The organism is Bacillus sp. ME78 (genome assembly GCF_903970865.1).
In the GTDB taxonomy this organism is placed as follows: Bacteria; Bacillota; Bacilli; order Bacillales; family Bacillaceae_G; genus Bacillus_A; species Bacillus_A cereus.
Genome location: NZ_CAJCKK010000009.1, coordinates 90,653 through 116,165 on the forward strand (window position 1 = coordinate 90,653; position 25,513 = coordinate 116,165).

The following is a 25,513-nucleotide window of genomic DNA, read 5'->3' on the forward strand; positions in this document are numbered from 1 at the left end:
ATATGAAAACGCTATCATTTGTAGTATCCTATAATGAAACTATAGATTTATACTATACATTGCCCTCATCATAGTAAATTTCGGATAAGGTATCGCTTTTAGTAGGATAATAAGGTGAAAAAATCGGAGGGGGTTGTAACATGTTAAAGAAAAAAGTTCAAATTGGTCGTAAAATGGATGAAATTACAGTAGGAGAGAAATTATCTATCACTGAAAAAATTGAGGATAAAGATTTGTTATTGTACTTAGGGTTAACGAATGATGCCAATCCATTATATATTCAGCATGATTACGCATCCCAAACTCCGTATGAAAAGCCGATTGTACCAAGCATTATGCTAACGGGAATGATTACAACGGCAGTTACGAAATATTTACCGGGTCCAGGAAGTCATATTACTAGAAAGGACCTTACGTTCGTGAAGCATGTTCACCATTATGAAACGTTACAAATCCACTTTGAAGTTGTGGCTGTTTCTGAGGAGGAACATACAATTGATATGCTTGTATCTGCTCATGATGAAAAAGGAGAAACTGTTGTAAAAGGTTCATTAACAGTCACGCCGCCTTTTAAATCTGTTTCCATTATGGAAAAAGCATTAGATAATTTTTAAAAGATGAAAATATGAATAGCGCTAGCATACCTTGAATAAGGATGCTAGCGCTATTTTTAGTTGAAAAATCCTTCTTTGAACCCTTCAGCAAATTCTGAGCACCCCGTTTTAATCGTATCCCAGCTCGGTACGTTAAAAGTAAGGAAACATGTTACTACTAAAGTTAAAATAGGTAGTAATAGTCGCATAATAGACCCATTTTTATATTCGGATTATCGGATTAATAATATTTACTATATTATAATTTGATAATTTAAGTCAATGGAAGGAGTGATTCTTTAAGATGAGGTGGAAAGGAGAAGCCGTTATCTTTGAAACGGTAAGAGAAGCTGAAGTGTGGGCAGACGGGGTTGCGAATGAAATGCACGGGAGAGTATTTGATGGATATGAAACACCGGATTATAAAATTGCGTATGCTCTTTCGTTTTTCCTAGCACAAAATCAAGATTTTATAGTTCATACGGAAGTGAGCTTTAAAGAAGAGAGAGTAATCTATAAAGTTTGGCAAAATCCTGTGTAGTTGCAGGTGAATCGTAATTACTTCTATTTTCTCAATTCTACACAAACGATCTCCATGAATAGACAATTATATTGAGAGGGACCTTGTTTTCTAGTATGATGAGAATAACGGGGAAAATACTAGGATGAAGAAGGTTTCAAGTCTATAACTTGGAGGAAAAGAATGAACAATCGTATTTTAGTAGTTGATGATGAGGAATTTATCTTAACTTTAATCGAATTTAATTTACAACAAGCTGGGTTTGAAGTTATAACAGCGATGGATGGAGAAATAGCGCTTCAAAAAGCGACAACAGAACGCCCAGATTTAATTATATTAGATTTAATGCTTCCGAAAATGGATGGTATGGAAGTGTGTAAAGAATTACGATTGCAGCGCGTTATGACGCCGATTTTAATGTTAACGGCAAAAGATGATGAGTTTGATAAGGTGCTAGGCCTTGAACTTGGGGCAGATGATTATATGACGAAGCCATTTAGTCCAAGGGAAGTTGTTGCTCGTGTGAAGGCGATTTTGCGCCGCACGAAATTACAACAAGAAGAACAAGTTGCAGAAGCGCCAGATGAAGATAGCATCACAATTGCAGAACTTAAAATTTTACCGGAGTTTTATGAGGCTTATTTCCAAGGAAGAAAGCTTGAATTAACACCAAAAGAATTTGAACTACTTGTGTATCTTGCGAAAAATAAAAGTCGCGTGTTGACGCGTGATCAATTATTAAGTGCTGTATGGAATTATGATTTTGCTGGTGATACGCGAATTGTTGATGTTCATATTAGCCATTTGCGCGATAAAATTGAACAAAATACGAAAAAACCGACGTACATTAAAACGATACGTGGTTTAGGATATAAATTAGAGGAGCCAAAAGGGAATGAATAAATTTCGTTCCAGGCTTCTTTTTACATTTGTTTCTCTTATTGTATTTATTTTAGTTGGACTAGGTTTATTGCTAGAAACTGTGTTTGAAAACTACTATATAGATCATGCTAAAGAGAGAATGGTAAAAGAGACAGAGTATGTTGCGGCGTTAGCAGAAGAGCAAGGTTTTGATAATGTCTTAAAAAATCCATACGTATTTGAAAAGTTAGAAGAAAAAATACCAGCTTCTATCGTATTTGTGGATGAAAAAAAGAAAGTTCAATATAGAAAAGGACAAGAATTGGCATTTAGTCCAGAAACGATTAAAGAACTTTCTTCGGAAGTGGCAAAACAACGAAGTAAAGTGATTACGAAAGAGACAGATCGAAAGAATGAATTTTATCATGCGGTGTTCGTTCAAGATGTAGAAGGAAAACAAGGATACGTTTTGGTGAAAAGTACAATCGATCCTTTAAGAGACGTACATCAAAAAACGTGGGGATTATTAATTATCGGATTTGTTATTGCTTGTCTCGTAGTTGTATTTTTAGGTATGAAAATTACAGGGCAATATATTAGGCCGATTGAATCGGTTACAAAAGTTGCAATTGAATTGGCAAAGGGTAATTATAAAGCACGTGCATACGAAAGTCATTCGGATGAAACAGGAATGCTGAGTAAAGCGATTAATATTTTAGCTCGTAACTTACAAGAGATGACACTTGAACAAGAAATGCAGCAAGATCGTCTGCATACGTTAATTGAAAATATGGGAAGCGGAATGATTTTAATTGATAGCCGCGGGTATATAAACCTTGTAAACCGCTCTTATAAGGAAACTTTCCACGTAACAGATGAAGAATATTTAGATCGCTTATATTATGAATCGTTTCATCATACAGAAATTATTGAGCTTGTAGAAGAAATCTTTATGACAGAAGTGAAAGTGCGTAAACAAATGTTATTGCCACTTGGAATTGAGCGGAAGCATTTCGAAGTATATGGAGCGCCGATTATCGGGACAAACCATGAATGGAAAGGGATTGTTCTCGTATTCCATGACATAACAGAGTTAAAGAAATTAGAACAAATGAGAAAAGACTTTTTAGCGAATGTTTCTCATGAATTAAAGACACCGATTACTTCTATTAAAGGTTTTTCAGAAACACTCTTAGACGGAGCGATGGATAATAAAAAATTCTGCGAACATTTCTTGCACATTATTTTAAAAGAAAGTGAGCGCATGCAAGGATTAATTGAAGATTTATTAGATTTGTCAAAGATCGAACAACAAGGATTTAAATTAAATATGGGAACCGTTGACATGAAGGGGCTGCTTGAAGATATTCATATGGTGCTTGATAATAAAGCAGGAGAAAAAGAAATCTCTTTACAAGTGAATGTATTAAAACGTGCTTCTGTTATTGGAGATCCAAGTCGTTTGAAACAAATCTTTATTAATTTAATAAATAACGCGATCGTATATACACCGGCTGGAGGCGTTGTTTCAGTAGAGTTAGCGGAAGATAAGTATAATGCTTATATAAAAGTATCGGATACTGGAATTGGTATTAGTAAAGAGGAAATTCCGCGTATTTTTGAACGCTTTTACCGAGTGGATAAAGCGAGAAGTAGAAATACTGGTGGTACAGGCCTCGGATTATCAATTGTAAAGCATTTAGTAGAGGCGCATCACGGTACAATTACAGTGGATAGTGAAGTTGGGGAAGGGACAACATTTACAGTTGTTTTACCAAAATCAGCAACTGAAAAATAGGATGAAGGATGTTTACAATATATTAACAATGGCTTAATTAAATATTAATAAAGCTCTGTTAATATAATACATGAAAACCCCTTCATCCAAGGAGTAATTTTGGACGAGAATAGTTAAGCTGTTCTCGTCACTTCCCTTTATGCCAATATAAGTCTGTTTTATATATGAAAGAAAATAACCGTTATTTTTCTTCTCTCTATTAGTCATGTTAATATAGAGAGAGGAAAGGAACGGTTTTTTTCTGGGAAAAAAATCATTTCAAATTTGTATGGGGAGGTTTCAATTTTGGAAAAAAAGGTCGTATTAGTAGATGGTAATAATATCGCGTATCGTGCTTTCTTTGCACTACCGCTTTTAAATAACGACAAAGGTATACATACGAACGCAATTTACGGTTTTACAATGATGTTAATCAGAATATTAGAGGAAGAAAAGCCAACTCATATGTTAGTGGCGTTTGATGCAGGCAAAACAACCTTCCGTCATAAAACGTATAGTGAGTATAAAGGAGGACGTCAAAAGACTCCACCTGAATTATCAGAGCAGTTCCCGTTTATTCGTGAGATGCTGGATGCATTCAACGTACCGCGTTATGAATTAGAAAATTATGAAGCGGATGATATTATGGGAACGCTAGCAAAAGAAGCGAGTGAACAAGGAGCAAGTGTAAAAGTTATTTCAGGAGATAAAGATTTACTTCAACTTGTTTCTGATAACACGCTTGTATGTATTCCGCGAAAAGGGATTACGGAAGTAGATGAATATACGAAAGAAGCTTTATTTGAAAAATATAGCTTATCACCAAAGCAAATTATCGATATGAAAGGTTTAATGGGAGACCAATCAGATAATATTCCGGGTGTACCAGGAGTTGGTGAAAAAACGGCGATTAAATTGTTAACACAGTTTGGAACGGTTGAAGAAGTGTATGAAAATCTAGATCAAGTAAGCGGGAAGAAATTAAAAGAAAAACTAGAAGAAAATAAAGAACAAGCTCTTATGAGTAAAGATCTTGCGACTATTATTACAGATGCACCGATTACAGTTCATGTGGATGATATGGCGTATAAAGGATATGAAGCAAGTGATGTGATTCCAATGTTCGAGAGTTTAGGATTTACATCTCTTTTAAATAAATTAGGCGTTACGCCAGAAGAAACAGCTCCAGCTGAATTAGATGATATTACATTTGATATTGTGGAAGAAGTTACAGAAGAAATGCTTCAGCAAGATAGTGCGCTTATCGTAGAAGTGCAAGAAGATAATTATCATAAGGCGGACATTCAAGGCTTTGGTATTCAAAATGAAAATGGTTGCTACTTTATTCAGAAGGATATTGCTCTTGCATCGGATGCATTTAAAGCATGGCTTGCAAATGGAGAAATGAGAAAGCATACATTTGATGCGAAGCGAGCAATCGTTGCACTGAAATGGAATGGGATAGATATGCAAGGGATTGACTTTGATCTATTAATCGCTGCTTATTTACTTGACCCGGCTGATACAGATAAAGATTTCCGTACTGTAGCGAAAATGAAAGAAACGCATGCTGTGAAATCAGATGAAGAAGTTTACGGAAAAGGTGCGAAGCGTGCTGTTCCAGAGTTAGAAGTAGTAGCGGAGCATGTGGCTCGTAAAGTGCATGTATTATATGATGTAAAGCAAACATTCGTTGAAGAGTTAAAGAAGAATGAGCAATATGAACTGTTTACAGAGTTAGAATTGCCACTTGCGCGTGTATTAGCTGATATGGAAGTAAAAGGTGTAAAAGTTGATACGGAGCGTCTTCGTAATATGGGAGAAGAACTCGCAGGTAGATTAAAGGAAATGGAACAGGAAATTTATAAGCTTGCGGGAACAGAATTTAATATTAATTCACCGAAGCAGCTTGGTGTAATTCTGTTTGAGAACTTAAACTTACCGGTTATTAAAAAGACGAAAACAGGTTATTCTACGTCAGCTGATGTATTAGACAAGCTTATGGATCGCCATGAAATTATTCCAAACATTTTACATTATCGTCAATTAGGGAAGCTAAATTCAACTTATATTGAAGGTTTACTGAAAGTTGTGCATGAAGATTCATCTAAAATTCATACTCGCTTTAATCAAGTGTTAACGCAAACAGGTCGATTAAGTTCAACGGATCCGAACTTGCAAAATATCCCGATTCGATTAGAAGAAGGAAGAAAGATTCGTCAGGCATTTGTTCCATCAGAAGAAGGTTGGATTATGTATGCGGCTGACTATTCACAAATCGAACTGCGTGTATTAGCTCATATTGCAAATGATAAAGGGCTAGTTGAAGCATTCCAGCATGACATGGATATTCACACGAAAACAGCTATGGATGTATTTGGCGTTGAAAAAGATGAAGTCACTTCAAATATGAGACGACAAGCGAAAGCTGTTAACTTCGGAATTGTGTATGGTATTAGTGATTATGGTCTTTCACAAAACTTAGGGATTACAAGAAAAGCAGCAGCGGAATTTATTGAAAAGTATTTAGAAAGTTTCCCTGGTGTACAAGAATATATGGAGGACATCGTAAAAGATGCGAAACAAAAAGGATATGTGGCTACATTATTAAATCGTCGCCGTTATATTCCAGAAATTACGAGTCGTAATTTCAATTTACGTAGCTTCGCTGAGCGTACAGCGATGAATACACCAATCCAAGGTACTGCAGCAGATATTATTAAAAAAGCGATGATTATTATGGCAGATCGTTTAGAAGAAGAAGGATTACAAGCGCGTCTTCTTCTGCAAGTACACGATGAATTAATATTTGAAGCACCAAAAGAAGAAATTGAAAAATTAGAGCAGCTTGTACCTGAAGTAATGGAGCATGCAATTGAACTCGCAGTTCCGCTGAAAGTTGATTATTCTTACGGTCCAACTTGGTACGACGCAAAATAAGGAAGTGATGAAATGCCTGAATTACCAGAGGTTGAAAACGTCAGACGGACACTTGAAAATCTTGTAACAGGAAAAACGATTGAAGATGTTATTGTTACTTATCCAAAAATAGTGAAACGACCGGATGATGCAGAAATCTTTAAAGAAATGCTAAAAGGCGAGAAGATTGAAAATATAAAGCGAAGAGGAAAATTTTTGCTTCTATATGTAACAAATTATGTTATTGTTTCACATTTGCGTATGGAAGGTAAGTTTTTACTACATCAAGAGGATGAGCCGATTGATAAACATACGCACGTCCGTTTCTTATTTACAGATGGAACTGAATTACATTATAAAGATGTGAGAAAGTTTGGTACGATGCATCTCTTTAAGAAAGGTGAAGAGATGAACCAAATGCCTCTTGCTGACTTAGGTCCGGAGCCGTTTGATGCTGAATTGACACCACAGTATTTACAAGAAAGATTGCAAAAGACAAATCGTAAAATAAAAGTTGTGCTATTGGACCAGCGTCTTTTAGTAGGGCTTGGAAATATATATGTGGATGAAGTTTTATTCCGTTCTCAAATTCATCCGGAACGAGAAGCGTCGTCTTTGACAAAAGAAGAAATTGAGCGAATTTATGAGGCTACCGTTACAACGCTAGGAGAAGCAGTGAAGCGTGGCGGAAGTACAATTCGAACGTATATCAACTCACAAGGGCAAATTGGTTCGTTCCAAGAACTCCTAAATGTATACGGAAAAAAAGGAGAACCGTGTGTAACTTGCGGTACGATATTAGAAAAAACAGTTGTTGGCGGAAGAGGAACGCATTACTGCCCAATTTGTCAGCCAAGAATATAGAAAAGAGATAACATCGGATAGGCATTTGTCATATACATACAGCAGAGCTATGTATAAGGGAGGAGCTTACCGATGTACCTTTATTTATCTCTTATTTTATTAGCTTTTACATTAAGCTTAGATAGCTGTAGTGTAGGGCTAACATATGGTTTAAGAAGCGTAAGAATTCCACTAAGATCAATTATAATTATCGGAATGTGTTCAGCGGCTGTTATGCTTGTTTCAATGGGAATTGGACATATGATCGCGAAAGTATTTTCACCTGTTATCGCAACGCGTATCGGTGGGCTTGTTCTTATTGGAATAGGGATTTGGGTATTGTATCAATTTTTTCGAAGTGAGAAAAAAGAAGAACCGAAGCAAGAGGAGAAGGTCTGGAAATTAGAGATTGCCTCGCTAGGGCTAGTGATTCAAATTTTACGGAAACCGACTGTAGCAGATTTTGATAAATCAGGCACCATTTCTGCAGGAGAGGCATTGCTTCTTGGTATCGCTCTTTCTGTAGACTCATTTGGTGCCGGAATTGGTGCATCTTTATTAGGGTATGCACCCGCTATGATGGCGATATTAGTTGCAATTATGAGTTCTTTGTTTTTATTTATTGGAATGAAACTTGGAACGGTTTTATCGAATATGAAGTGGTTACAAAAATTTACATTCCTGCCTGGAGTATTACTCATCATTATTGGAATTTGGAAAATGTAAGTATGGGCGTGGAACATTAGTTTCGCGCCTTTTATTATGAGGAGGCTTATTATGACAGTAGTAATTGGATTAACAGGAGGCATTGCAAGTGGAAAAAGTACAGTATCTCAAATGTTTCGTGAACTAAGCATACCGGTTATTGATGCAGATATTATTGCACGAGAAGTTGTAGAGCAAGGAAAACCAGCATATAACAAAATAGTAGAAGTATTTGGAACGGAAGTGTTACAAGAAGATGGAGAACTAGATCGTCCAAAACTGGGAAGTGTCGTTTTCTATAATGAAGAAAAACGATTGCAGTTAAATAAAATTGTTCATCCTGCAGTGCGTGAGGAAATGAATAGGAAAAAGGAAATGTACATAAAAGAAGGTATGCAAGCGGTTGTGTTAGATATTCCTCTCTTATTTGAAAGCAAATTAACAAGTCTCGTTGACCGCATTTTAGTTGTAGCGGTTAAGCCGCATACGCAATTAGAACGTTTAATGAAACGAAATAACTTTTCAGAAGAAGAAGCAACAGCTCGTATTCAATCTCAAATGCCGTTAGAAGAAAAAGTGAAAAATGCAGATGAAGTGATAAATAATGATGGCACAATTATGGGAACGAAAACACAATTGCAGGTAATTTTAAAGAAGTGGAACATTATTGACTAAAAAATTGTGAAATTAATGAAAATGCTTAGTGACATATCTCCTTTTTGTGTTATACTATTATTGGGATTGGAGATAAATAGTATAACGCATTCAAGGGGGATAACATATTATGACTCGTGTGGCAATTAATGGATTTGGACGTATTGGGAGAATGGTATTTCGTCAAGCAATAAAAGAAAGCGCATTCGAAATTGTAGCAATCAATGCAAGCTATCCATCTGAAACGTTAGCACACTTAATTAAATATGATACAGTTCATGGCAAGTTTGACGGAACAGTAGAAGCATTTGAAGATCACTTATTAGTTGATGGAAAAATGATTCGCCTTTTAAACAACCGCGATCCAAAGGAATTGCCTTGGACAGATTTAGGTGTTGAGGTTGTAATTGAAGCAACTGGTAAATTTAATTCAAAAGAAAAAGCAATTCTTCACGTTGAAGCTGGAGCGAAAAAAGTTATTTTAACAGCGCCTGGTAAAAATGAAGATGTAACAATTGTAGTTGGTGTGAACGAAGACCAATTAGATATTACAAAACATACTGTTATTTCAAATGCATCTTGTACAACAAACTGTTTAGCGCCTGTTGTGAAGGTGTTAGATGAGCAGTTTGGAATTGAAAACGGTTTAATGACGACAGTTCACGCTTATACAAATGACCAAAAAAATATTGATAACCCACATAAAGATTTAAGAAGAGCACGTGCTTGCGGACAATCAATCATTCCGACAACGACAGGTGCTGCGAAAGCGCTAGCAAAAGTTCTTCCGCACTTAAACGGAAAACTTCATGGTATGGCACTTCGTGTACCAACACCAAACGTGTCTCTTGTTGACTTAGTAGTAGATGTAAAACGCGATGTGACAGTTGAAGCTATTAATGATGCATTCAAAACTGTTGCAAACGGTGCGTTAAAAGGTATTGTAGAATTCAGCGAAGAGCCTTTAGTATCTATCGACTTTAATACAAATACACATTCAGCTATTATCGATGGTTTATCTACAATGGTAATGGGTGATCGTAAAGTGAAAGTACTTGCTTGGTATGATAACGAGTGGGGCTACTCTCGTCGTGTTGTAGATCTTGTAACGTTAGTTGTTGAAGAGTTAGCGAAACAAGAAAATGTACAACACATTTAAGTGAATAAGGGAGGAGAGGGCAAGGCAATATTTGCCCTCTTTTTTTATTTTTTTCTGAAAAGGAAAAAAATTATATAAGTATATTTTAAAAAGTGGACATACCACGAAACGTTGTGATTACTGCATTTGTGAATCGTTTATTTTTTTTAGGGAAAAGTAAAGAGGAAAATATGACAGAAAATCGAAAAAACTGTTGTTGCAAAATGAAAATAAACAAAGTATACTAACACTCGTAAACTTAAGAGCTGAGGTACGTAGTCACTACTTAAAGGGTTAGGACCTCTCTGGACTAACTTTCCCCCGTGGTAGTGGAGCAAGCCAAATTGCAAATTAGTTTTCAATTCGAACAGTTAGAATAAATTTACAAGGGGGAACTGTAGAATGGATACTATGGATACGATGGGTCGTCACGTGATCGCTGAACTTTGGGATTGCGATTTCGACAAGCTTAATGACATGCCGTATATTGAACAATTATTTGTGGATGCAGCACTAAGAGCTGGTGCTGAAGTGCGTGAGGTTGCTTTCCATAAATTTGCACCACAAGGTGTAAGTGGAGTAGTAATTATCTCAGAATCACATTTAACAATTCATAGCTTTCCGGAGCACGGTTACGCAAGTATTGATGTTTATACTTGTGGGGATCGTATTGATCCAAATGTTGCTGCAGAATATATTGCAGAAGGTTTAAACGCGAAAACGCGTGAGAGCATCGAGCTTCCTCGAGGCACTGGTAGCTTCGAAATTAAGCAGAGAGAAACAAAAGCTCTTTAAAAAAGAACATAATTGATTTAAAATGTAAAGAGGTGTATAATGCACCTCTTTTTTAGTTTATAAAAAAGGAAAAATATAACGTACTCGTTAGTTGAATACATTGGACTCTTGCAAATGAGGTAGTGCCCTATATACCATCTTATTTTTAAGTATGAGATGATAAAGTGATGCGCTGAAACTTAAAGTGGTAAGAGAGTTAGAATGAGTTATATAATATTGTATATATATTTTAGGTGAATTGAGTAGAGAAAAATAAAGAGTATAGTGTAAAGGAGTGAATGAATTGCGTTGTCCATCCTGTTCTCATAATGGTACAAGAGTGTTAGATTCGCGTCCGGTAGACGAGGGGCGCTCTATTCGAAGAAGAAGAGAGTGTGAAAGTTGTTTAAGTCGCTTTACGACCTTTGAAAGGGTAGAAGAGTCACCTCTTATCGTTGTTAAAAAAGAAGGCACACGAGAAGAGTTTAATAAAGAAAAGATTTTACGCGGTTTAATTAAAGCGTGTGAAAAAAGACCAGTATCTTTAAGACAATTAGAAGAAGTAACACAAAGCGTGGAACGTGAACTGCGTAATTTAGGTATATCAGAAGTGAAAAGTGATATGATTGGTGAAATTGTTATGGAAGAACTTCGCGATATTGATGATGTTGCTTATGTACGTTTTGCTTCTGTATATCGTCAATTTAAAGATTTAAATGTATTTATTGAAGAATTAAAAGATATACTGCAAAAAGAAAGAGAGTAGAAGTTGTATTTTATTCTCTTTACATACCGTAAGTAATAGGATAAGAGAGCTAGAAGCGAAAGCTAATAGCTCTTTTTCACTAAGAATTTATATAATGAAGATAGAAGGAATGAAGTAGAGGATAGATTGGATGAGAGAAAGGAAAAGCAAGAATGGAAAAACAGTCATGGATGGAGCTATTGCCGATTGATCGTTATAAAGTAAGTGCGAAAGGGCTACTGCATAATTACGACCGAAAAGTATTGACGATGTTGTATCAGCCGTTAATAGGTAGTAGAGCTTTTAGCTTATACATGACACTATGGGGGGAGCTAGAGCAAGATCGTGTATTTGGAAAAGAGAATACACATCATTCCCTTATGGTGACTATGCAAATGCAACTTCCTGAAATATATGAGGAACGAGTAAAGTTAGAGGCAATTGGGCTTTTGAAGGTATATATTAAGAAAGAAAAAGATATTCGAATGTTCATATATGAGTTGCAACCACCTTTATCTCCGAAGCAGTTTTTTGATGATATTGTTTTAAGTATCTTTTTATACAATCGATTGAGTCGGACAAAATATAATCAAGTAAAGCAATATTTCTTAGAAGAAGAATTTGATTTTGCTTCTTATGAAAATGTTACGCGCTCTTTCAATGATGTGTTTGGTTCGTTTAATCCAGGACAGCTTGAGCATGCGCAAGAAGACCTTCGTATTCCAAAAACGACAACTATGCCAAGTAACGAGAAGGGAGACGCTCCGAAAGTTTGGAATGATTTCTTTGATTTCTCTTTATTTGTAGATGGATTGTCCGCTCTTGTTCCTAAAAAGGCGATTACAGATCAAGTAAGAGACTGCGTTATAACACTTGCTTACGTGTATGGTGTAGATGTGTTATCGATGCAAAATATCGTTCTTGGTGCGGTGACAGAGATGCAAACAATTGATATGGAAAGGCTTAGAAAAGGAGCGCGAGATTGGTATCAATTTGAAAATGGTCAAGCATTACCGGTACTAAGTGAAAGAGTACAGCCTCATGCTGCACGTACGATGAAAGAGAAAGAGCCTTCATCACAAGAGGAGATGTTAATAAAGCAGCTAGAGGAAATCTCGCCAAAACAACTATTGAAAGAGATTTCTGGTGGTGCAGAGGCAACGAAAGCGGACTTGCAAATCGTTGAAGATGTCATGATTAATCAAAAATTGACACCAGGAGTTGTGAATGTACTTATTTATTACGTTATGCTACGCTCAGATATGAAACTTGCGAAAACGTATGTCGAGAAGATTGCTGGGCATTGGGCACGTAAAAAGGTCGGTACAGTAGCGGACGCGATGGCGTTAGCGAAAGAAGAGAACCGTCAATATCAAGAGTGGGCTGAGACGAAGAAAAAAGGCCGTACGGCGAAGAAAACGGTACGAAAAGAAATGGTGCCAGATTGGCTTAAGGAAGAAGAGCCGAAAGAACAAGAGAAAGAAACGGCGAAGAAAGATGTAAGTGTAGAAAAAGATGCAAGTACGCTAGAAGATGAACGAAAACGATTAGAAGAAGTGTTAAAAAAATATAAGCGTGATTAATAGAAGAGAATGAACGCTCTTTGAGGTGAGAAAATGGAGCATATTCAAAATTCATTTACAAAATTAATGGAAAATGAAAATTTTAAAAATAGATATGAAGTATTAAAGGCAGAAGTAATGGCGCACCCGCGTGTAAAAGAATTTATAGACGAACATAAAGGTGAAGTAACGACTTCTATGATTGAGCGCAGTCTTGTGAAGTTATATGAATATATTGGACAAAGTGTAGGTTGCGTGGATTGTCCGGATTTAGGTGCATGTAAAAATATGCTGCAAGGATACGAGCCAAAGCTTGTTATTCAAGGGAAGATGATTGATATTCAATACGATCGTTGCGTTAGAAAAGTAGCATATGACGAGAGAAAGAAATATGAAAAACTCGTTCAAAGTGTATATATGCCAACGGATATTTTACAGGCAACTATGGAAAACTTAGACCCTTCTGACTTAAATGCACGTATCGATGCAATTGGCGCAGCGAATGAATTTTTAAGTACATATGAACCAGGTAAAAAAGCACAAGGTTTATATTTGTACGGTAAATTTGGTGTAGGAAAAACGTACCTTTTAGGAGCAATTGCGAACGAGCTTGCTCGAAAGAAAATAAGTTCGATGCTCGTATACTTCCCGGAATTTTTACGTGAAATTAAAAGTTCGATTCAAGATAATTCGATTGGCGAAAAGATTGATGCGGTTAAACGCGTACAAGTTTTAATGTTAGATGATATCGGGGCAGAAGCGATGTCGAGCTTTGTGCGTGACGATGTGCTTGGTGCAATCTTGCAATTCCGTATGTTAGAAAACTTACCGACGTTCTTTACGTCTAATTTTGATTTTAAACAATTGGAACATCATTTAACGTATACACAACGTGGTGAGGCTGAAGAAATGAAGGCAGCACGTATTATGGAACGAATTAAATATTTAGCGAAACCAATTCCAATTGGTGGGAAAAACCGTCGTCATAAGTAAAAGAGCAAGCTGAGAAGCTTGCTCTTTTGTATTATAGTGATATTTTCTTTTCAAATATGAGATCGAAATATTCAGGTTGTCCAGAACTGCCAATCGTAGGGGCAACAATCTGTACGAACCTCCAGTCATCTCTAGCATGTTCTTGAATAATTTCTTGGTAGTCTTCAGCTAGTTTTGAGCGAGTGAGCCCCCAATGAAATTCGACTTTTACGAATTTATATTCAAACATTCAGATACTTCCCTTTAGTAATAAGTAAAGTATACAATAAAAAAATTCATAGTAGCTTGTATCATTTTTTTCTCCCTCCCTTAATATATATAAAATTAGCAAGCCATATTGAGTGGATTTTCTAACGATAGGAAATGTAATTCTACTAAGAGTGAACTTCACGCGGGACGGACTCTTATAGGATTTGTAACGTATAGATACAGTCCTTTAGAGCAGGGATAAAAGGGGGGACAAAAGTGATTGAAATTTGCTTCGAAGAAAAAAATGATGCTATGCACGTATATAGACAATTGCTGAAAAGAGCGGAAGTATTATATAAGGAAACGAGTGTGTATTTACAGGAACAAAAAGTGGTGATTCACATACCAGTACGTGAATCAAATTATATTGAAAAGATCTTATTGCCGGTAATGGTGTATTTTATTGTGAATGTGAAACAAAATGAGTGGATTTATACGATCTTAAAAGAAAAGTTTTTTTATGAAGAACAAGAAGAGTGTCATCAAATATTGCACATGGCACATGAGATTTTAAAGGGAAGAAGAAAAGGGGTAGCTCAGGATTTAACGCGTAACGCATTTGAGTCATATATTAAGTCTTCTTTAAATAATTGGCTTTGTGATCCGCTCTCATTCTCGTTTTCATCATATATCCGTTTTCGTCTTCGTACATATAGGGAAATGGTGGCTAAACTTGCGGAAGTGGCAATTGATGAATATAAGATGGAGCAAGAATACCAAATGTTCATTGAGACGCTTCGGCAACAAGTAAGTAGCCGTAAATCACGCTTGTCCTGCGTGCATCTTATTTTTGATGAAAGCTTTATCTTTTATGATGATAAAGGAAGACGTTTAAAACAGGAGAAGTTGGTCCAATATATAGATGAGGAATTATTAAAGCAAAATGATGTATATATTGATACGAAAGTAATTGCGCCGCTTCTTTCTATTTCGCCCAAAAAGATTTATTTATATACGAAAGAACAAGACCATAATATGATTATTACTTTGCGAAATGTGTTTCAAGAACGGGTCCAATTACATGGATTACATGATTTTGAGCGCAATGTGAAAAATTTAAAAAATAAAGGTAACGCCCTTGATTTTCTAAGTTTTTGAGCATATAATTACCTACATAAATGAAATATATCGAAATGTCATGATGAGGACATGAGTAGTTTTCTACGATTTTCAGAGAGGGAAGCCTTAGGGTGTGAGCTTCCTAGTACGGGATTATTACTTACCACCTCTAAACTTTAGCAGTGAACGGTTTTTCTAGTAATTGCTAACGGACAACACCGTTATGTTGAACTTGAGCAATTAACAATTATGTTAATTGGAACAAGGGTGGAACCACGAATTCAACACTCGTCCCTTTTTACGGGATGAGTGTTTTTTATTTTGAGAAAAAGAGGAGTGACCAGTGATGGCAGATGTAGTTAAAATTACTTTCCCTGATGGAGCTGTGAAGGAGTTTCCAAAAGGCGTAACAACTGAAGAAATCGCAGCTTCTATTAGCCCAGGCTTAAAGAAAAAAGCTGTAGCTGGAAAATTAAACGATGAGATGATCGATCTTGTTACACCAATCGAAGAAGATGGTGCAGTTTCTATTATTACATTAGATTCTGAAGATGGCTTATATATTTTACGCCATTCAACAGCCCACCTTTTAGCACAAGCGTTAAAACGTTTATATAAAGATGTTAAGCTTGAGCTTGGCATTGGTCCAGTAATTGAAAATGGCTTCTATTACGATATCGATATGGAAGAAGCAATTACAGTTGAAGACTTCAAGAAAATCGAAAAAGAAATGCAAAAAATCGTGAACGAAAACTTAGAAATCGTTCGTCATGAAGTGCCACGTGCAGAAGCACTTCGTCGCTTTGAAGAAATTGGTGATGAGTTAAAATTAGATTTAATTAACGATCTTCCAGAGGATGCAGTTATTTCAATCTATGAGCAAGGCGAATTCTTCGACCTTTGCCGTGGTGTTCACCTTCCATCTACAGGGAAAATTAAAGTGTTTAAATTATTAAGCGTTGCAGGTGCTTACTGGCGCGGCGATAGCAATAATAAAATGTTACAACGTATTTACGGTACTGCATTCGTTAAGAAAGCAGAATTAGATGAGCACTTACGTATGCTTGAAGAAGCGAAAGAGCGCGATCACCGTAAATTAGGTAAAGAATTAAAACTATTTACTAATAGCCAAAAAGTAGGACAAGGTTTACCACTTTGGTTACCAAAGGGTGCAACAATTCGTCGTATTATCGAGCGTTACATCGTTGATAAAGAAGCAAGCTTAGGCTATGATCACGTATACACTCCAGTATTAGGAAGTAGAGAGTTATATGAAACTTCTGGTCACTGGAATCACTACCGTGATGGCATGTTCCCATCAATGGAAATGGATAATGAAGAATTAGTTCTTCGTCCAATGAACTGTCCTCACCATATGATGGTTTATAAAAATGATATTCACAGCTACCGTGAATTACCAATCCGTATTGCGGAACTTGGAACAATGCACCGTTATGAAATGTCAGGTGCGTTATCTGGGTTACAACGTGTACGCGGAATGACTTTAAACGATGCGCACATTTTCGTTCGTCCAGATCAAATTAAAGAAGAGTTAAAACGTGTTGTAAACTTAACTCTAGAAGTGTACAAAGATTTCGGTTTAGAGAACTACTCATTCCGTCTATCTTATCGTGATCCAGCAGATACTAAAAAGTATTATGCGGATGATGAGATGTGGGAAAAAGCACAAGGTATGTTAAAAGAAGCTATGGATGAAATGGGTCTTGATTACTATGAAGCTGAAGGTGAAGCAGCATTCTACGGTCCAAAACTTGATGTTCAAGTTCGTACTGCTCTTGGAAAAGACGAAACACTTTCAACTGTACAATTAGACTTCTTACTTCCAGAACGCTTTGAATTAACTTATGTTGGCGAAGACGGTAAGCAACATCGTCCAGTTGTAATTCACCGTGGTGTTGTATCAACTATGGAACGCTTCGTAGCCTTCTTAATTGAAGAATACAAAGGTGCATTCCCAACTTGGTTAGCTCCAGTTCAAGTACAAGTAATTCCAGTTTCTCCGCAAGTACATTTAGACTATGCGAAGAAAGTACAAGACGAATTGCGTCGTGCTGGTATTCGTGTTGAATTAGACACTCGTGAAGAGAAGATCGGTTACAAAATCCGTGAAGCACAAATGCAAAAAATTCCGTACATGCTTGTAGTAGGTGACAATGAAGTAACTGAAAACGGCGTAAACGTACGTAAATATGGTGAACAAAAATCAGAAACAATCGCATTAGATGCTTTTGTTGACATGATTAAAGTAGAAGGAAAACGATAAGAAAAAGCCGCGGTATACCGCGGCTTTTCTTTGTAATATAAAAGAGAAAAACTAGAAAAAATAACCATGTAACACTTATCATAAAAAAGTATTGCAAGTATGTTAGTTGTTTGTTACAATATTTCTTGTTGTTAGTAAAACACATCGCGTCTTCTTGACAGACGTCATGTCCTATGATAAACTCATCAAGGATAATAGAATATTGTTTTGTGGAACAAGTAGAAGCACCCGCTTCTCACCTGATGGACGCATTCGCAGTTAGCAGGTAAATGTATTTCTTACTTAAGATTTTACAAGTGTGGGTGTCGTATGCCCGCACTTTTTTTGTCGGGTTCTATGACTACAAAATATGTTCTGAGAAAACCTTGGAGGTGGCTTACTATTAGCAAGGATATGATGATTAACGAGCAAATTCGTGCACGTGAAGTACGTTTAGTTGGCGCAAATGGCGATCAACTTGGAATCAAGTCTCGTAATGACGCTTTAGACTTAGCTGCAAATCTTAATCTTGATTTAGTATTAGTTGCTCCAAATGCGAAACCGCCAGTATGCCGCATTATGGACTACGGTAAATTCCGCTTTGAGCAACAGAAGAAAGAAAAAGAGCAGCGCAAAAATCAAAAAGTAATTAGCATGAAAGAAGTTCGTTTAAGTCCAACAATTGATGAACACGACTTTAACACAAAACTTCGTAATGCTATCAAGTTTTTAGAGAAAGGCGACAAGGTTAAAGCGTCAATTCGCTTTAAAGGACGTGCCATTACTCATAAAGAAATCGGTCAACGTGTTTTAGATCGCTTCTCAGAAGCTTGTGCTGAAGTTAGTACAGTTGAATCTAAGCCTAAAATGGAAGGACGCAGTATGTTCTTAGTTTTAGCACCGAAAAACGATAAGTAATAGATAGAGGAGGAAATACCTATGCCTAAACAAAAAACTCATCGCGGCGCTGCAAAGCGTTTCAAAAAGACTGGATCAGGTAAACTGAAACGTTCTCACGCTTACACAAGCCATTTATTCGCTAACAAATCTACAAAAGCTAAACGTAAACTACGTAAAGCTGGTGTAGTAAGCGCTGGTGACTTCAAACGCATTCGTCAAATGCTTGACAACTTAAAATAAGTTCGGCTGATATATAGAACAATTAGGAGGTAATATTATGCCAAGAGTAAAAGGTGGTACAGTTACTCGTCAACGTCGTAAAAAAGTAATTAAATTAGCAAAAGGTTACTACGGTTCAAAAAATACATTATTCAAGGTTGCTAACCAACAGGTTATGAAATCTCTAATGTATGCATTCCGTGACCGCCGTCAAAAGAAACGTGACTTCCGTAAATTATGGATTACACGTATCAACGCAGCAGCTCGTATGAATGGTCTTTCTTACAGCCGCTTAATGCACGGTCTTAAAAATGCTGGCATCGAAGTTAACCGCAAGATGCTTGCTGACTTAGCTGTTCATGACGAAAAAGCTTTCGCTGAATTAGCAACAGTTGCAAAAAACAACATTAACTAATTAATTAGTTGAAACCTTAGAAGAATTTTCTTCTAAGGTTTTTTTGTTTGTGTTCAGAGAGAAGTTTGAAGTTCTAAAGATTAACGGATGTGTTGTTATCGATATGACAAAATCAACATAAAAACTATAGTGATATAGAAGAATATACATATGAAGTCAGGAGAATCCTCCTGGCTTTTTTTAATTATGCACGTTTGGAAAGAAGAGTATCTTTCCTAGCCGAAACGACACTGCTATAATGGAAAGATGATATGGAACTTTCATCAGATGAACAATTTAAGAGTGATGACTGAAACGTATTTGCAAATTAAGGACAAGCTATTTTATAAAGAGGTAGATAGCTGACTTATTCATAAGAACTGAAACATAATAATGAACTTTGAGATGAAACAACATTGTTGCGTAAAATGCGATGTTGGAGGAGGACAATAGAATGGACTTACTACAACTATTTAAATTACAAAAAGAATTAGATGACCGTATTGCAAAAGAACATGACTTACAACCGAAAAAATTGTTAAAAGAAAAAATGTTAGCTCTTCTTGTAGAAATTGGTGAACTTGCAAATGAAACACGTTGTTTTAAATATTGGAGCAACAAACCAGCTTCGGAACGTGAAGTAATATTAGAAGAATACGTAGATGGTTTGCATTTTATTTTATCAATCGGAATTGATTTAGGTATTGATAAAAACTTCTTATTCTATAAATGTGCACAAACGAATAAAACACAAGTGGAAATTTTCTTAGACACATATGCGAAAGTAATTCGTTTTACAGATCAACCATCTATTACAAACTATATTGAATTATTTACGAGCTATCTTCGACTTGGACAAGCACTTGAATTTGAGCAAGAAGAGATTGAAAAAGCATATTTAGATAAAAATGAGGTAAATCATCAGCGTCAAACACAAGGATACTAATTTAATTTTTGAATATTTCAATTTAATTATTGTATAATGAATTGACTGAAGAAAAAGGAGGGTGTTGGCAATGACAAAATTAGACGCGACATTGACAATGCTAAAAGAATTAACGGATGCACGTGGTATTGCTGGTAACGAACGTGAACCACGTGAAGTAATGAAGAAATATATCGAGCCGTTTGCGGACGAACTTTCTACTGATAATTTAGGGAGTTTAGTTGCGAAAAAAGTAGGGGAAGAAAACGGTCCGAAAATTATGGTTGCAGGTCATTTAGATGAAGTTGGATTTATGATTACACAAATCGATGACAAAGGTTTCCTTCGCTTCCAAACGGTTGGTGGCTGGTGGTCACAAGTTATGCTTGCACAGCGCGTGACGATTGTAACGCGTAAAGGAGATGTAACAGGTGTAATTGGTTCAAAACCACCGCACATTTTACCTCCAGAAGCTCGTAAAAAGCCAGTTGAAATTAAAGACATGTTCATCGATATCGGTGCTTCTAGCCAAGAAGAAGCGATGGAGTGGGGCGTACGACCAGGAGATCAAGTTGTACCGTACTTTGAATTCCAAGTGATGAAGAATGAAAAAATGTTACTTGCAAAAGCGTGGGATAACCGAATCGGTTGTGCAATTGCAATTGACGTATTAAAACAACTAAAAGATGAAAAGCATCCAAACGTTGTATACGGCGTTGGAACTGTACAAGAAGAAGTTGGTCTTCGTGGTGCAAAAACATCTGCGAATTATATTAAACCAGATATCGCGTTCGCAGTAGATGTTGGTATCGCTGGAGATACACCGGGTGTAACGTCAAAAGAAGCGCAAAGTAAAATGGGCGATGGACCACAAATCATTTTATATGATGCTTCTGTTATTGGACATACAGGTTTACGTGATTTCGTAGTTGATGTTGCTGATGAATTACAAATCCCGTATCAATATGATTCAGTAGCGGGCGGAGGAACGGATGCGGGTGCGATTCACATTGCTGTAAATGGTATTCCTTCTATGGCAATTACAATTGCAACGCGCTATATCCATTCTCATGCGGCAATGTTACATCGTGATGATTATGAAAATGCAGTGAAGTTAATTGTAGAAGTTATTAAACGTCTTGATAAAGAGGCTGTACATAACATTACATTTAATTAATAGAAAAAGCGAAGGAGATTCTCCTTCGCTTTTTTATGTTTTAAAAAGGCCGTTCTAATCCCGCTGCAGTATGAGCGCCTAAAATAATTAAACGAGTTAATTGCATCGCCATAAAATGCGGGGTATATATCATTCCTCTTTTAAGCCATGACATAATCATCCCTAGATGGGCACCAGTAACATAACTAATGAGAATATCGCGTGGAACCATTAGTTTTTCATCGTTAGGTTGTGAAATAGAGAGGCTTAATGTTAAATGCGTTTGAATTGCTTTCATCATCTTATACGTATAGTTTCCGGCAGCTTTATCACCAAGCATGACGTTATAGAAGTTAGTGTTTTCTGCAATATGTTCGAACAAGGCCAAAAAACTTGGATGTGGCGAATCAAATGTTAGTTGGAAATCTTCTTTATTTCTATTTCTCGGTTTAATTACTTCAGTTAGCTTTTCTAACATTTCTTCAATGCTTTTGTCTAGTAAGTCATATTTATCGTGGTAATGGCTATAAAATGTAGCGCGGTTTACAGGAGCGCGTTCTGCAATATGTTGAACAGTAACATTTTCAAAACCTTTTTCGCCTACTAAAGCGACAAAAGCATCCTGTATGAGTTGTCTCGTCCGTTTTACACGTGGATCATTTGTATTTTTAATAGACATTTTTATTTCCCCTCGTTTAATTTTCTGTACTTAAACAACATATTGGTATTATATTGTTGTTTAAACGACATTTCATACGTAAATTGTCGGTTGTAGATTCAAAATAATTATTTATAATTATAAACGATAGTCCTTCAGAAATCAGCACCGCTCGCAGGTAGATAAATTTCGATTTACGCTGCAGATGGTGTGATTTTTTTGTTAAAAGGTTAATATAATTAACAATTAAACAATCTAAACAATAAGGACATAAATAGTTTAGAAAAAAATTATATGCGATATAAGGAGAGGAATGCAATGAATCAGTTTCGAAGAATGGTAATTATCAACATTATCACATTAATTGTACTAGTTGGCGGCGGTATTGGCGGTTATTACTATTACAATCAAACGGAAAATTACTTAAAAACAGACAATGCAAAGATTGATGGAAAGGTAATTCCGGTTGCTTCACCAGTAGCAGGTAAACTAACTGACTGGAAAGCTGAAGTAGGAAAAAATTATAATGAGAACGATAAATTAGGTACTGTTACTGTAGCGGCAGCTAATGGAGAACAAACAGTAGATGTAACAATTCCACAAAATGCAACAGTTGTACAATCAAACGCAACAACAAATGCTTTCGTTGGAGCAGGTAGCCCGATTGCTTATGCATTTGATATGAACAATTTATGGGTAACAGCAAACATTGAAGAAACAGATGTTGATGATGTTCAAAAAGGTCAAGATGTAGATGTGTATGTAGATGCATACCCAGATACAACGTTAACAGGAAAAGTAGAACAAGTTGGCTTAACAACAGCGAATACATTCTCTATGTTGCCATCAAGCAACGCAACAGCGAACTATACGAAAGTAACACAAGTAGTACCAGTTAAAATTTCTTTAGATCATAGCAAATCAGTAAATATTGTTCCTGGCATGAATGTGACAGTTCGTATTCATAAGTAAGGGGGAGATGAGATGTCCTCAATTGTAATTGCAGGATATGCACTATTTTGTATAATCGTCTTCTTCCTTGTAAATCGTCTTTTACGAAAGAAAAAAACGAAAATGGGAGAAGAACAAGTCCCAGCCGTAAGTAAAATAGAAGTAAGTAAAGTTGAAACAGAAGAGAAAGAAATTGAACGAAAGCAAGAATCGGAAATTTCTAATGTAGTTGAGTTAGAAACAGGAAAGCAAGAAGAAGTAAAACAAGAAAAAGAAGTGCCGAAAAAACAAATGTCTATGCCTGTAGAGAATGTGAACGTAAAAGCAGTTGTAGCTGTATTAATTCTCGGCATGTTCGTTTCTATTTTAAACCAAACAATCATTAACGTTGCATTACCTCCGTTAATGAATGAATTTAATGTATCAACTTCAACAGCACAATGGTTAATTACAGGCTTCATGCTTGTAAATGGTATTTTAGTACCGATTAGTGCCTTTTTAGTTTCACGATTTACGTATCGTAAATTATTCGTAGCAGCAATGTTATTCTTCACGGTAGGATCTATCATTTGTGCTACTTCAGGAAACTTTACAATGATGATGACAGGTCGCGTAATTCAAGCAGTTGGTGCGGGTATTTTAATGCCGGTTGGTATGAATATCTTTATGACGTTATTCCCGCCTCATAAACGCGGAGCGGCGATGGGATTACTAGGTGTAGCGATGATTTTAGCGCCAGCTATCGGACCAACTGTAACAGGTTGGGTGATTGAAAACTATAGCTGGAACTTAATGTTCTATGCGATGTTTATTATTGGTTTAATTATTACGTTCCTATCTTTAAAATTCTTTACACTAGCTCAGCCAGTGTCTAAAACGAAATTAGATATATTCGGTGTGGTTAGTTCAAGTATTGGACTAGGAAGCTTATTGTACGGATTTAGTGAAGCTGGAAATAATAGTTGGACTAGTGCAGAAGTCATTATTTCACTTGTTATCGGTGTAATTGGTTTAGCGTTATTTATTTGGAGAGAGTTAACAACGGACAATAAAATGCTTGATTTACAAGTATTTAAATATCCAGTATTTACTTTTACTTTAGTAATTAACGCAATCGTTACGATGGCATTATTCGGAGGTATGTTATTGCTTCCAGTATATCTGCAAAACATTCGTGGCTTTACGCCAATTGAATCTGGTTTACTACTTCTTCCAGGATCATTAATTATGGGGATCATGGGACCAGTAGCGGGTAAATTATTCGATAAATATGGCATTCGTCCATTAGCGATAATTGGATTGGCAATTACGACGTATGCGACATATGAATTTACAAAATTATCGATGGATACACCGTATAGCGTTATTATGACGGATTATATTATACGTTCAATTGGTATGTCATTCATTATGATGCCAATTATGACAGCTGGTATGAACGCGCTACCGATGAAATTAATTTCTCACGGTACAGCAACGCAAAATACGTCAAGACAAGTAGCTGGTTCAATCGGAACAGCGATTTTAATCACACTTATGACGCAACAAACGACTGCTCACGTAGCAGATTACGGCAACATGTTAACAACATCAAACCCAATTTTAGTTGATAAAATACACGGCATGGGGCAAAGTTTAGCGGCCTTAGCTGGATCAGCTCAAGCAGGAGACGCGATGAGCACACAACTATTATATGGACAAATTTCAAAGCTATCTGCAATTAACGGTATTAACGATGCCTTCTTAATTGCAACGATACTCGCAGGGATTGCTTGGGTGTTATCGTTCTTCTTACCATCAGGCAATAAACCAAATAAAAAAGCAGGGAATTAAATTCCCTGCTTTTTTGTGTTCTTTATGCAGTTAAATATAAAAGCTGGTAACCAGCTACGGAGCACAGCCCTGTTATAAACAAAATTGTTCCCATAGCACGAATACTTGATATTTGTCTGCCGCTTATAATAGCTAATAGTCCAGCTAAAGAGAAGAGACCCCAATATAAAGTTCCTGAAATTGGAATCATCCCCTCTAAATCTATTCCAGAACCTATACAAACGATAGGAACAACGATAAGCGATATGCTAATGAAACCAGCTATAATGGTAAGTGATTTACGACATTTAATACCAAAAATAATTAAAAAAATGCCAACGATGAATTCGCATACCATTAAAGTAAGAGTTAAAATCATCCAAGTTAATATTCCGAACACTTCTGTGTTACCTCCGATTTGTGAGTTTCAAAAAATATTATATATAGTATGAATCACCCACAGTCATGAGTAACCAGAAGATAACTCCTAATATACCAGCGATAAAAATAATGAATCCCATATTACGGATACTTTTAATCTTTGCTTGTAATCCACTTAATCCAGCTAATAATCCAGTTAAAGAAAATAGGGTCCAGTAAAGAGCAGTTGGAATGGGGAAGATTGTATCCATATTAATTCCTATACTTAAAAAAACAAAAGGTAGTGTGACAAAGGATAGGCTAAGTAGCCCCATTAAACCAACGAGTAATTTCCGATATTTAATTCCTGTTACTATTAAAAAAATACCACCAGCAATCCCGCATAGTAAGAGAAGTGGCGTGAAAAGCATCCAAATAATACTGAACATATGTAAACTCCTTTATGTGAATTAAGTTATATTT

At 36.3% G+C, this 25,513-nt stretch carries 27 protein-coding genes and 2 other annotated features; of the genes, 22 read left to right on the plus strand and 5 right to left on the minus strand.

From position 1 onward, the window contains the following. The first annotated feature begins 140 nt into the window (after positions 1–140). Complete coding sequence (locus H6481_RS12835) at positions 141–614, plus strand: MaoC/PaaZ C-terminal domain-containing protein (RefSeq protein ID WP_000914180.1); 474 nt, start codon at positions 141–143, stop codon at positions 612–614. A 56-nt stretch (positions 615–670) separates the two neighbouring features. On the opposite strand, the gene H6481_RS28815 is transcribed toward H6481_RS12835, so the two are convergent. Beyond that, the gene (locus H6481_RS28815) at positions 671–802 is read right to left on the minus strand and encodes a hypothetical protein (protein ID WP_001238014.1); all 132 of its coding nucleotides are present in this window, start codon (positions 800–802) and stop codon (positions 671–673) included. 95 nt (positions 803–897) lie between these two features. Here H6481_RS28815 and H6481_RS12840 point away from each other — a divergent pair, with 95 nt between their 5' ends. The 12 genes from H6481_RS12840 (at position 898) to dnaI (ending at position 14,084) form a co-directional block, all read left to right on the plus strand. Further along, complete coding sequence (locus tag H6481_RS12840) at positions 898–1,134, plus strand: hypothetical protein (RefSeq protein ID WP_001267348.1); 237 nt, start codon at positions 898–900, stop codon at positions 1,132–1,134. 162 nt (positions 1,135–1,296) lie between these two features. After that, positions 1,297–2,016: a two-component system response regulator PhoP gene (gene phoP, locus H6481_RS12845; RefSeq protein ID WP_182811952.1), complete on the plus strand. Its 720-nt coding sequence runs from the start codon at positions 1,297–1,299 to the stop codon at positions 2,014–2,016. Next, on the plus strand, positions 2,009–3,772 hold the full coding sequence (phoR, locus tag H6481_RS12850) for a sensory box histidine kinase PhoR (RefSeq protein ID WP_088021596.1): 1,764 nt from the start codon (positions 2,009–2,011) through the stop codon (positions 3,770–3,772). Before phoP ends, phoR begins: the two co-directional genes overlap by 8 nt. A gap of 285 nt (positions 3,773–4,057) precedes the next feature. After that, the gene (gene polA / locus H6481_RS12855; protein WP_182811955.1) at positions 4,058–6,691 is read left to right on the plus strand and encodes a DNA polymerase I; all 2,634 of its coding nucleotides are present in this window, start codon (positions 4,058–4,060) and stop codon (positions 6,689–6,691) included. Between the two features lie 12 nt (positions 6,692–6,703). After that, positions 6,704–7,534 (plus strand): DNA-formamidopyrimidine glycosylase, encoded by an 831-nt coding sequence (gene mutM / locus H6481_RS12860; RefSeq protein ID WP_071731428.1) that lies wholly within the window; start codon positions 6,704–6,706, stop codon positions 7,532–7,534. Between the two features lie 72 nt (positions 7,535–7,606). Further along, positions 7,607–8,239 carry a sporulation membrane protein YtaF gene (gene ytaF / locus H6481_RS12865; protein ID WP_000281743.1) on the plus strand — a complete coding sequence of 211 codons (633 nt, stop codon included), beginning with the start codon at positions 7,607–7,609 and terminating at the stop codon, positions 8,237–8,239. A 51-nt stretch (positions 8,240–8,290) separates the two neighbouring features. Further along, positions 8,291–8,893: a dephospho-CoA kinase gene (gene coaE, locus H6481_RS12870; RefSeq protein WP_182811958.1), complete on the plus strand. Its 603-nt coding sequence runs from the start codon at positions 8,291–8,293 to the stop codon at positions 8,891–8,893. A gap of 109 nt (positions 8,894–9,002) precedes the next feature. Further along, entirely contained in the window at positions 9,003–10,031 is a 1,029-nt protein-coding gene (locus H6481_RS12875; RefSeq protein WP_000198974.1) for a glyceraldehyde-3-phosphate dehydrogenase, read from the plus strand. 390 nt (positions 10,032–10,421) lie between these two features. After that, a complete protein-coding gene (gene speD / locus H6481_RS12880; protein ID WP_002003660.1) occupies positions 10,422–10,805 on the plus strand; it encodes an adenosylmethionine decarboxylase in 384 nt (127 codons plus the stop codon). A 283-nt stretch (positions 10,806–11,088) separates the two neighbouring features. Further along, positions 11,089–11,550 carry a transcriptional regulator NrdR gene (nrdR, locus tag H6481_RS12885; protein ID WP_001203687.1) on the plus strand — a complete coding sequence of 154 codons (462 nt, stop codon included), beginning with the start codon at positions 11,089–11,091 and terminating at the stop codon, positions 11,548–11,550. A 152-nt stretch (positions 11,551–11,702) separates the two neighbouring features. Then, entirely contained in the window at positions 11,703–13,112 is a 1,410-nt protein-coding gene (locus H6481_RS12890) for a DnaD domain protein (protein ID WP_000415025.1), read from the plus strand. A gap of 33 nt (positions 13,113–13,145) precedes the next feature. Beyond that, positions 13,146–14,084, plus strand: coding sequence for a primosomal protein DnaI (dnaI, locus tag H6481_RS12895; protein WP_000400120.1), 939 nt, complete (start codon positions 13,146–13,148; stop codon positions 14,082–14,084). Positions 14,085–14,115: 31 nt separating this feature from the next. Here dnaI and H6481_RS12900 read toward each other — a convergent pair whose 3' ends face one another. Beyond that, positions 14,116–14,313: a DUF4177 domain-containing protein gene (locus H6481_RS12900; protein WP_000464454.1), complete on the minus strand. Its 198-nt coding sequence runs from the start codon at positions 14,311–14,313 to the stop codon at positions 14,116–14,118. Between the two features lie 236 nt (positions 14,314–14,549). Between H6481_RS12900 and ytxC the strand changes: the two genes are divergently transcribed. From ytxC to H6481_RS12935, 7 genes are all read left to right on the plus strand, one after another. Then, positions 14,550–15,431, plus strand: a complete 882-nt coding sequence (gene ytxC / locus H6481_RS12905) for a putative sporulation protein YtxC (protein ID WP_000569629.1) — start codon at positions 14,550–14,552, stop codon at positions 15,429–15,431. 31 nt (positions 15,432–15,462) lie between these two features. Next, positions 15,463–15,691 (plus strand) — a binding site (T-box leader). A 47-nt stretch (positions 15,692–15,738) separates the two neighbouring features. Further along, on the plus strand, positions 15,739–17,676 hold the full coding sequence (thrS, locus tag H6481_RS12910) for a threonine--tRNA ligase (protein ID WP_000786077.1): 1,938 nt from the start codon (positions 15,739–15,741) through the stop codon (positions 17,674–17,676). 210 nt (positions 17,677–17,886) lie between these two features. Next, positions 17,887–18,007 (plus strand) — a sequence feature (ribosomal protein L20 leader region). A gap of 62 nt (positions 18,008–18,069) precedes the next feature. Further along, the gene (infC, locus tag H6481_RS12915) at positions 18,070–18,573 is read left to right on the plus strand and encodes a translation initiation factor IF-3 (RefSeq protein WP_000973215.1); all 504 of its coding nucleotides are present in this window, start codon (positions 18,070–18,072) and stop codon (positions 18,571–18,573) included. Between the two features lie 21 nt (positions 18,574–18,594). Continuing rightward, entirely contained in the window at positions 18,595–18,795 is a 201-nt protein-coding gene (gene rpmI / locus H6481_RS12920; RefSeq protein WP_001125945.1) for a 50S ribosomal protein L35, read from the plus strand. A 37-nt stretch (positions 18,796–18,832) separates the two neighbouring features. Then, positions 18,833–19,189: a 50S ribosomal protein L20 gene (gene rplT, locus H6481_RS12925; protein WP_001138362.1), complete on the plus strand. Its 357-nt coding sequence runs from the start codon at positions 18,833–18,835 to the stop codon at positions 19,187–19,189. A gap of 433 nt (positions 19,190–19,622) precedes the next feature. After that, on the plus strand, positions 19,623–20,114 hold the full coding sequence (locus H6481_RS12930) for a dUTP diphosphatase (RefSeq protein ID WP_000365050.1): 492 nt from the start codon (positions 19,623–19,625) through the stop codon (positions 20,112–20,114). Between the two features lie 70 nt (positions 20,115–20,184). Next, the gene (locus H6481_RS12935; RefSeq protein ID WP_000163555.1) at positions 20,185–21,270 is read left to right on the plus strand and encodes a M42 family metallopeptidase; all 1,086 of its coding nucleotides are present in this window, start codon (positions 20,185–20,187) and stop codon (positions 21,268–21,270) included. A gap of 40 nt (positions 21,271–21,310) precedes the next feature. On the opposite strand, the gene H6481_RS12940 is transcribed toward H6481_RS12935, so the two are convergent. Continuing rightward, positions 21,311–21,928 (minus strand): TetR/AcrR family transcriptional regulator C-terminal domain-containing protein, encoded by a 618-nt coding sequence (locus H6481_RS12940; RefSeq protein WP_000023672.1) that lies wholly within the window; start codon positions 21,926–21,928, stop codon positions 21,311–21,313. 297 nt (positions 21,929–22,225) lie between these two features. Between H6481_RS12940 and H6481_RS12945 the strand changes: the two genes are divergently transcribed. Together H6481_RS12945 and H6481_RS12950 are read left to right on the plus strand one after the other, a co-directional pair. Further along, complete coding sequence (locus tag H6481_RS12945) at positions 22,226–22,879, plus strand: HlyD family efflux transporter periplasmic adaptor subunit (protein WP_001071419.1); 654 nt, start codon at positions 22,226–22,228, stop codon at positions 22,877–22,879. A gap of 12 nt (positions 22,880–22,891) precedes the next feature. After that, on the plus strand, positions 22,892–24,691 hold the full coding sequence (locus H6481_RS12950; protein ID WP_071731431.1) for a DHA2 family efflux MFS transporter permease subunit: 1,800 nt from the start codon (positions 22,892–22,894) through the stop codon (positions 24,689–24,691). 22 nt (positions 24,692–24,713) lie between these two features. Here the strand turns inward: H6481_RS12950 and H6481_RS12955 are convergent, their stop codons facing one another. Continuing rightward, positions 24,714–25,070 carry an ammonia permease gene (locus H6481_RS12955; protein WP_098678607.1) on the minus strand — a complete coding sequence of 119 codons (357 nt, stop codon included), beginning with the start codon at positions 25,068–25,070 and terminating at the stop codon, positions 24,714–24,716. 37 nt (positions 25,071–25,107) lie between these two features. Further along, a complete protein-coding gene (locus tag H6481_RS12960) occupies positions 25,108–25,479 on the minus strand; it encodes a DNA-binding protein (RefSeq protein WP_182811961.1) in 372 nt (123 codons plus the stop codon). Positions 25,480–25,513 lie beyond the last annotated feature (34 nt).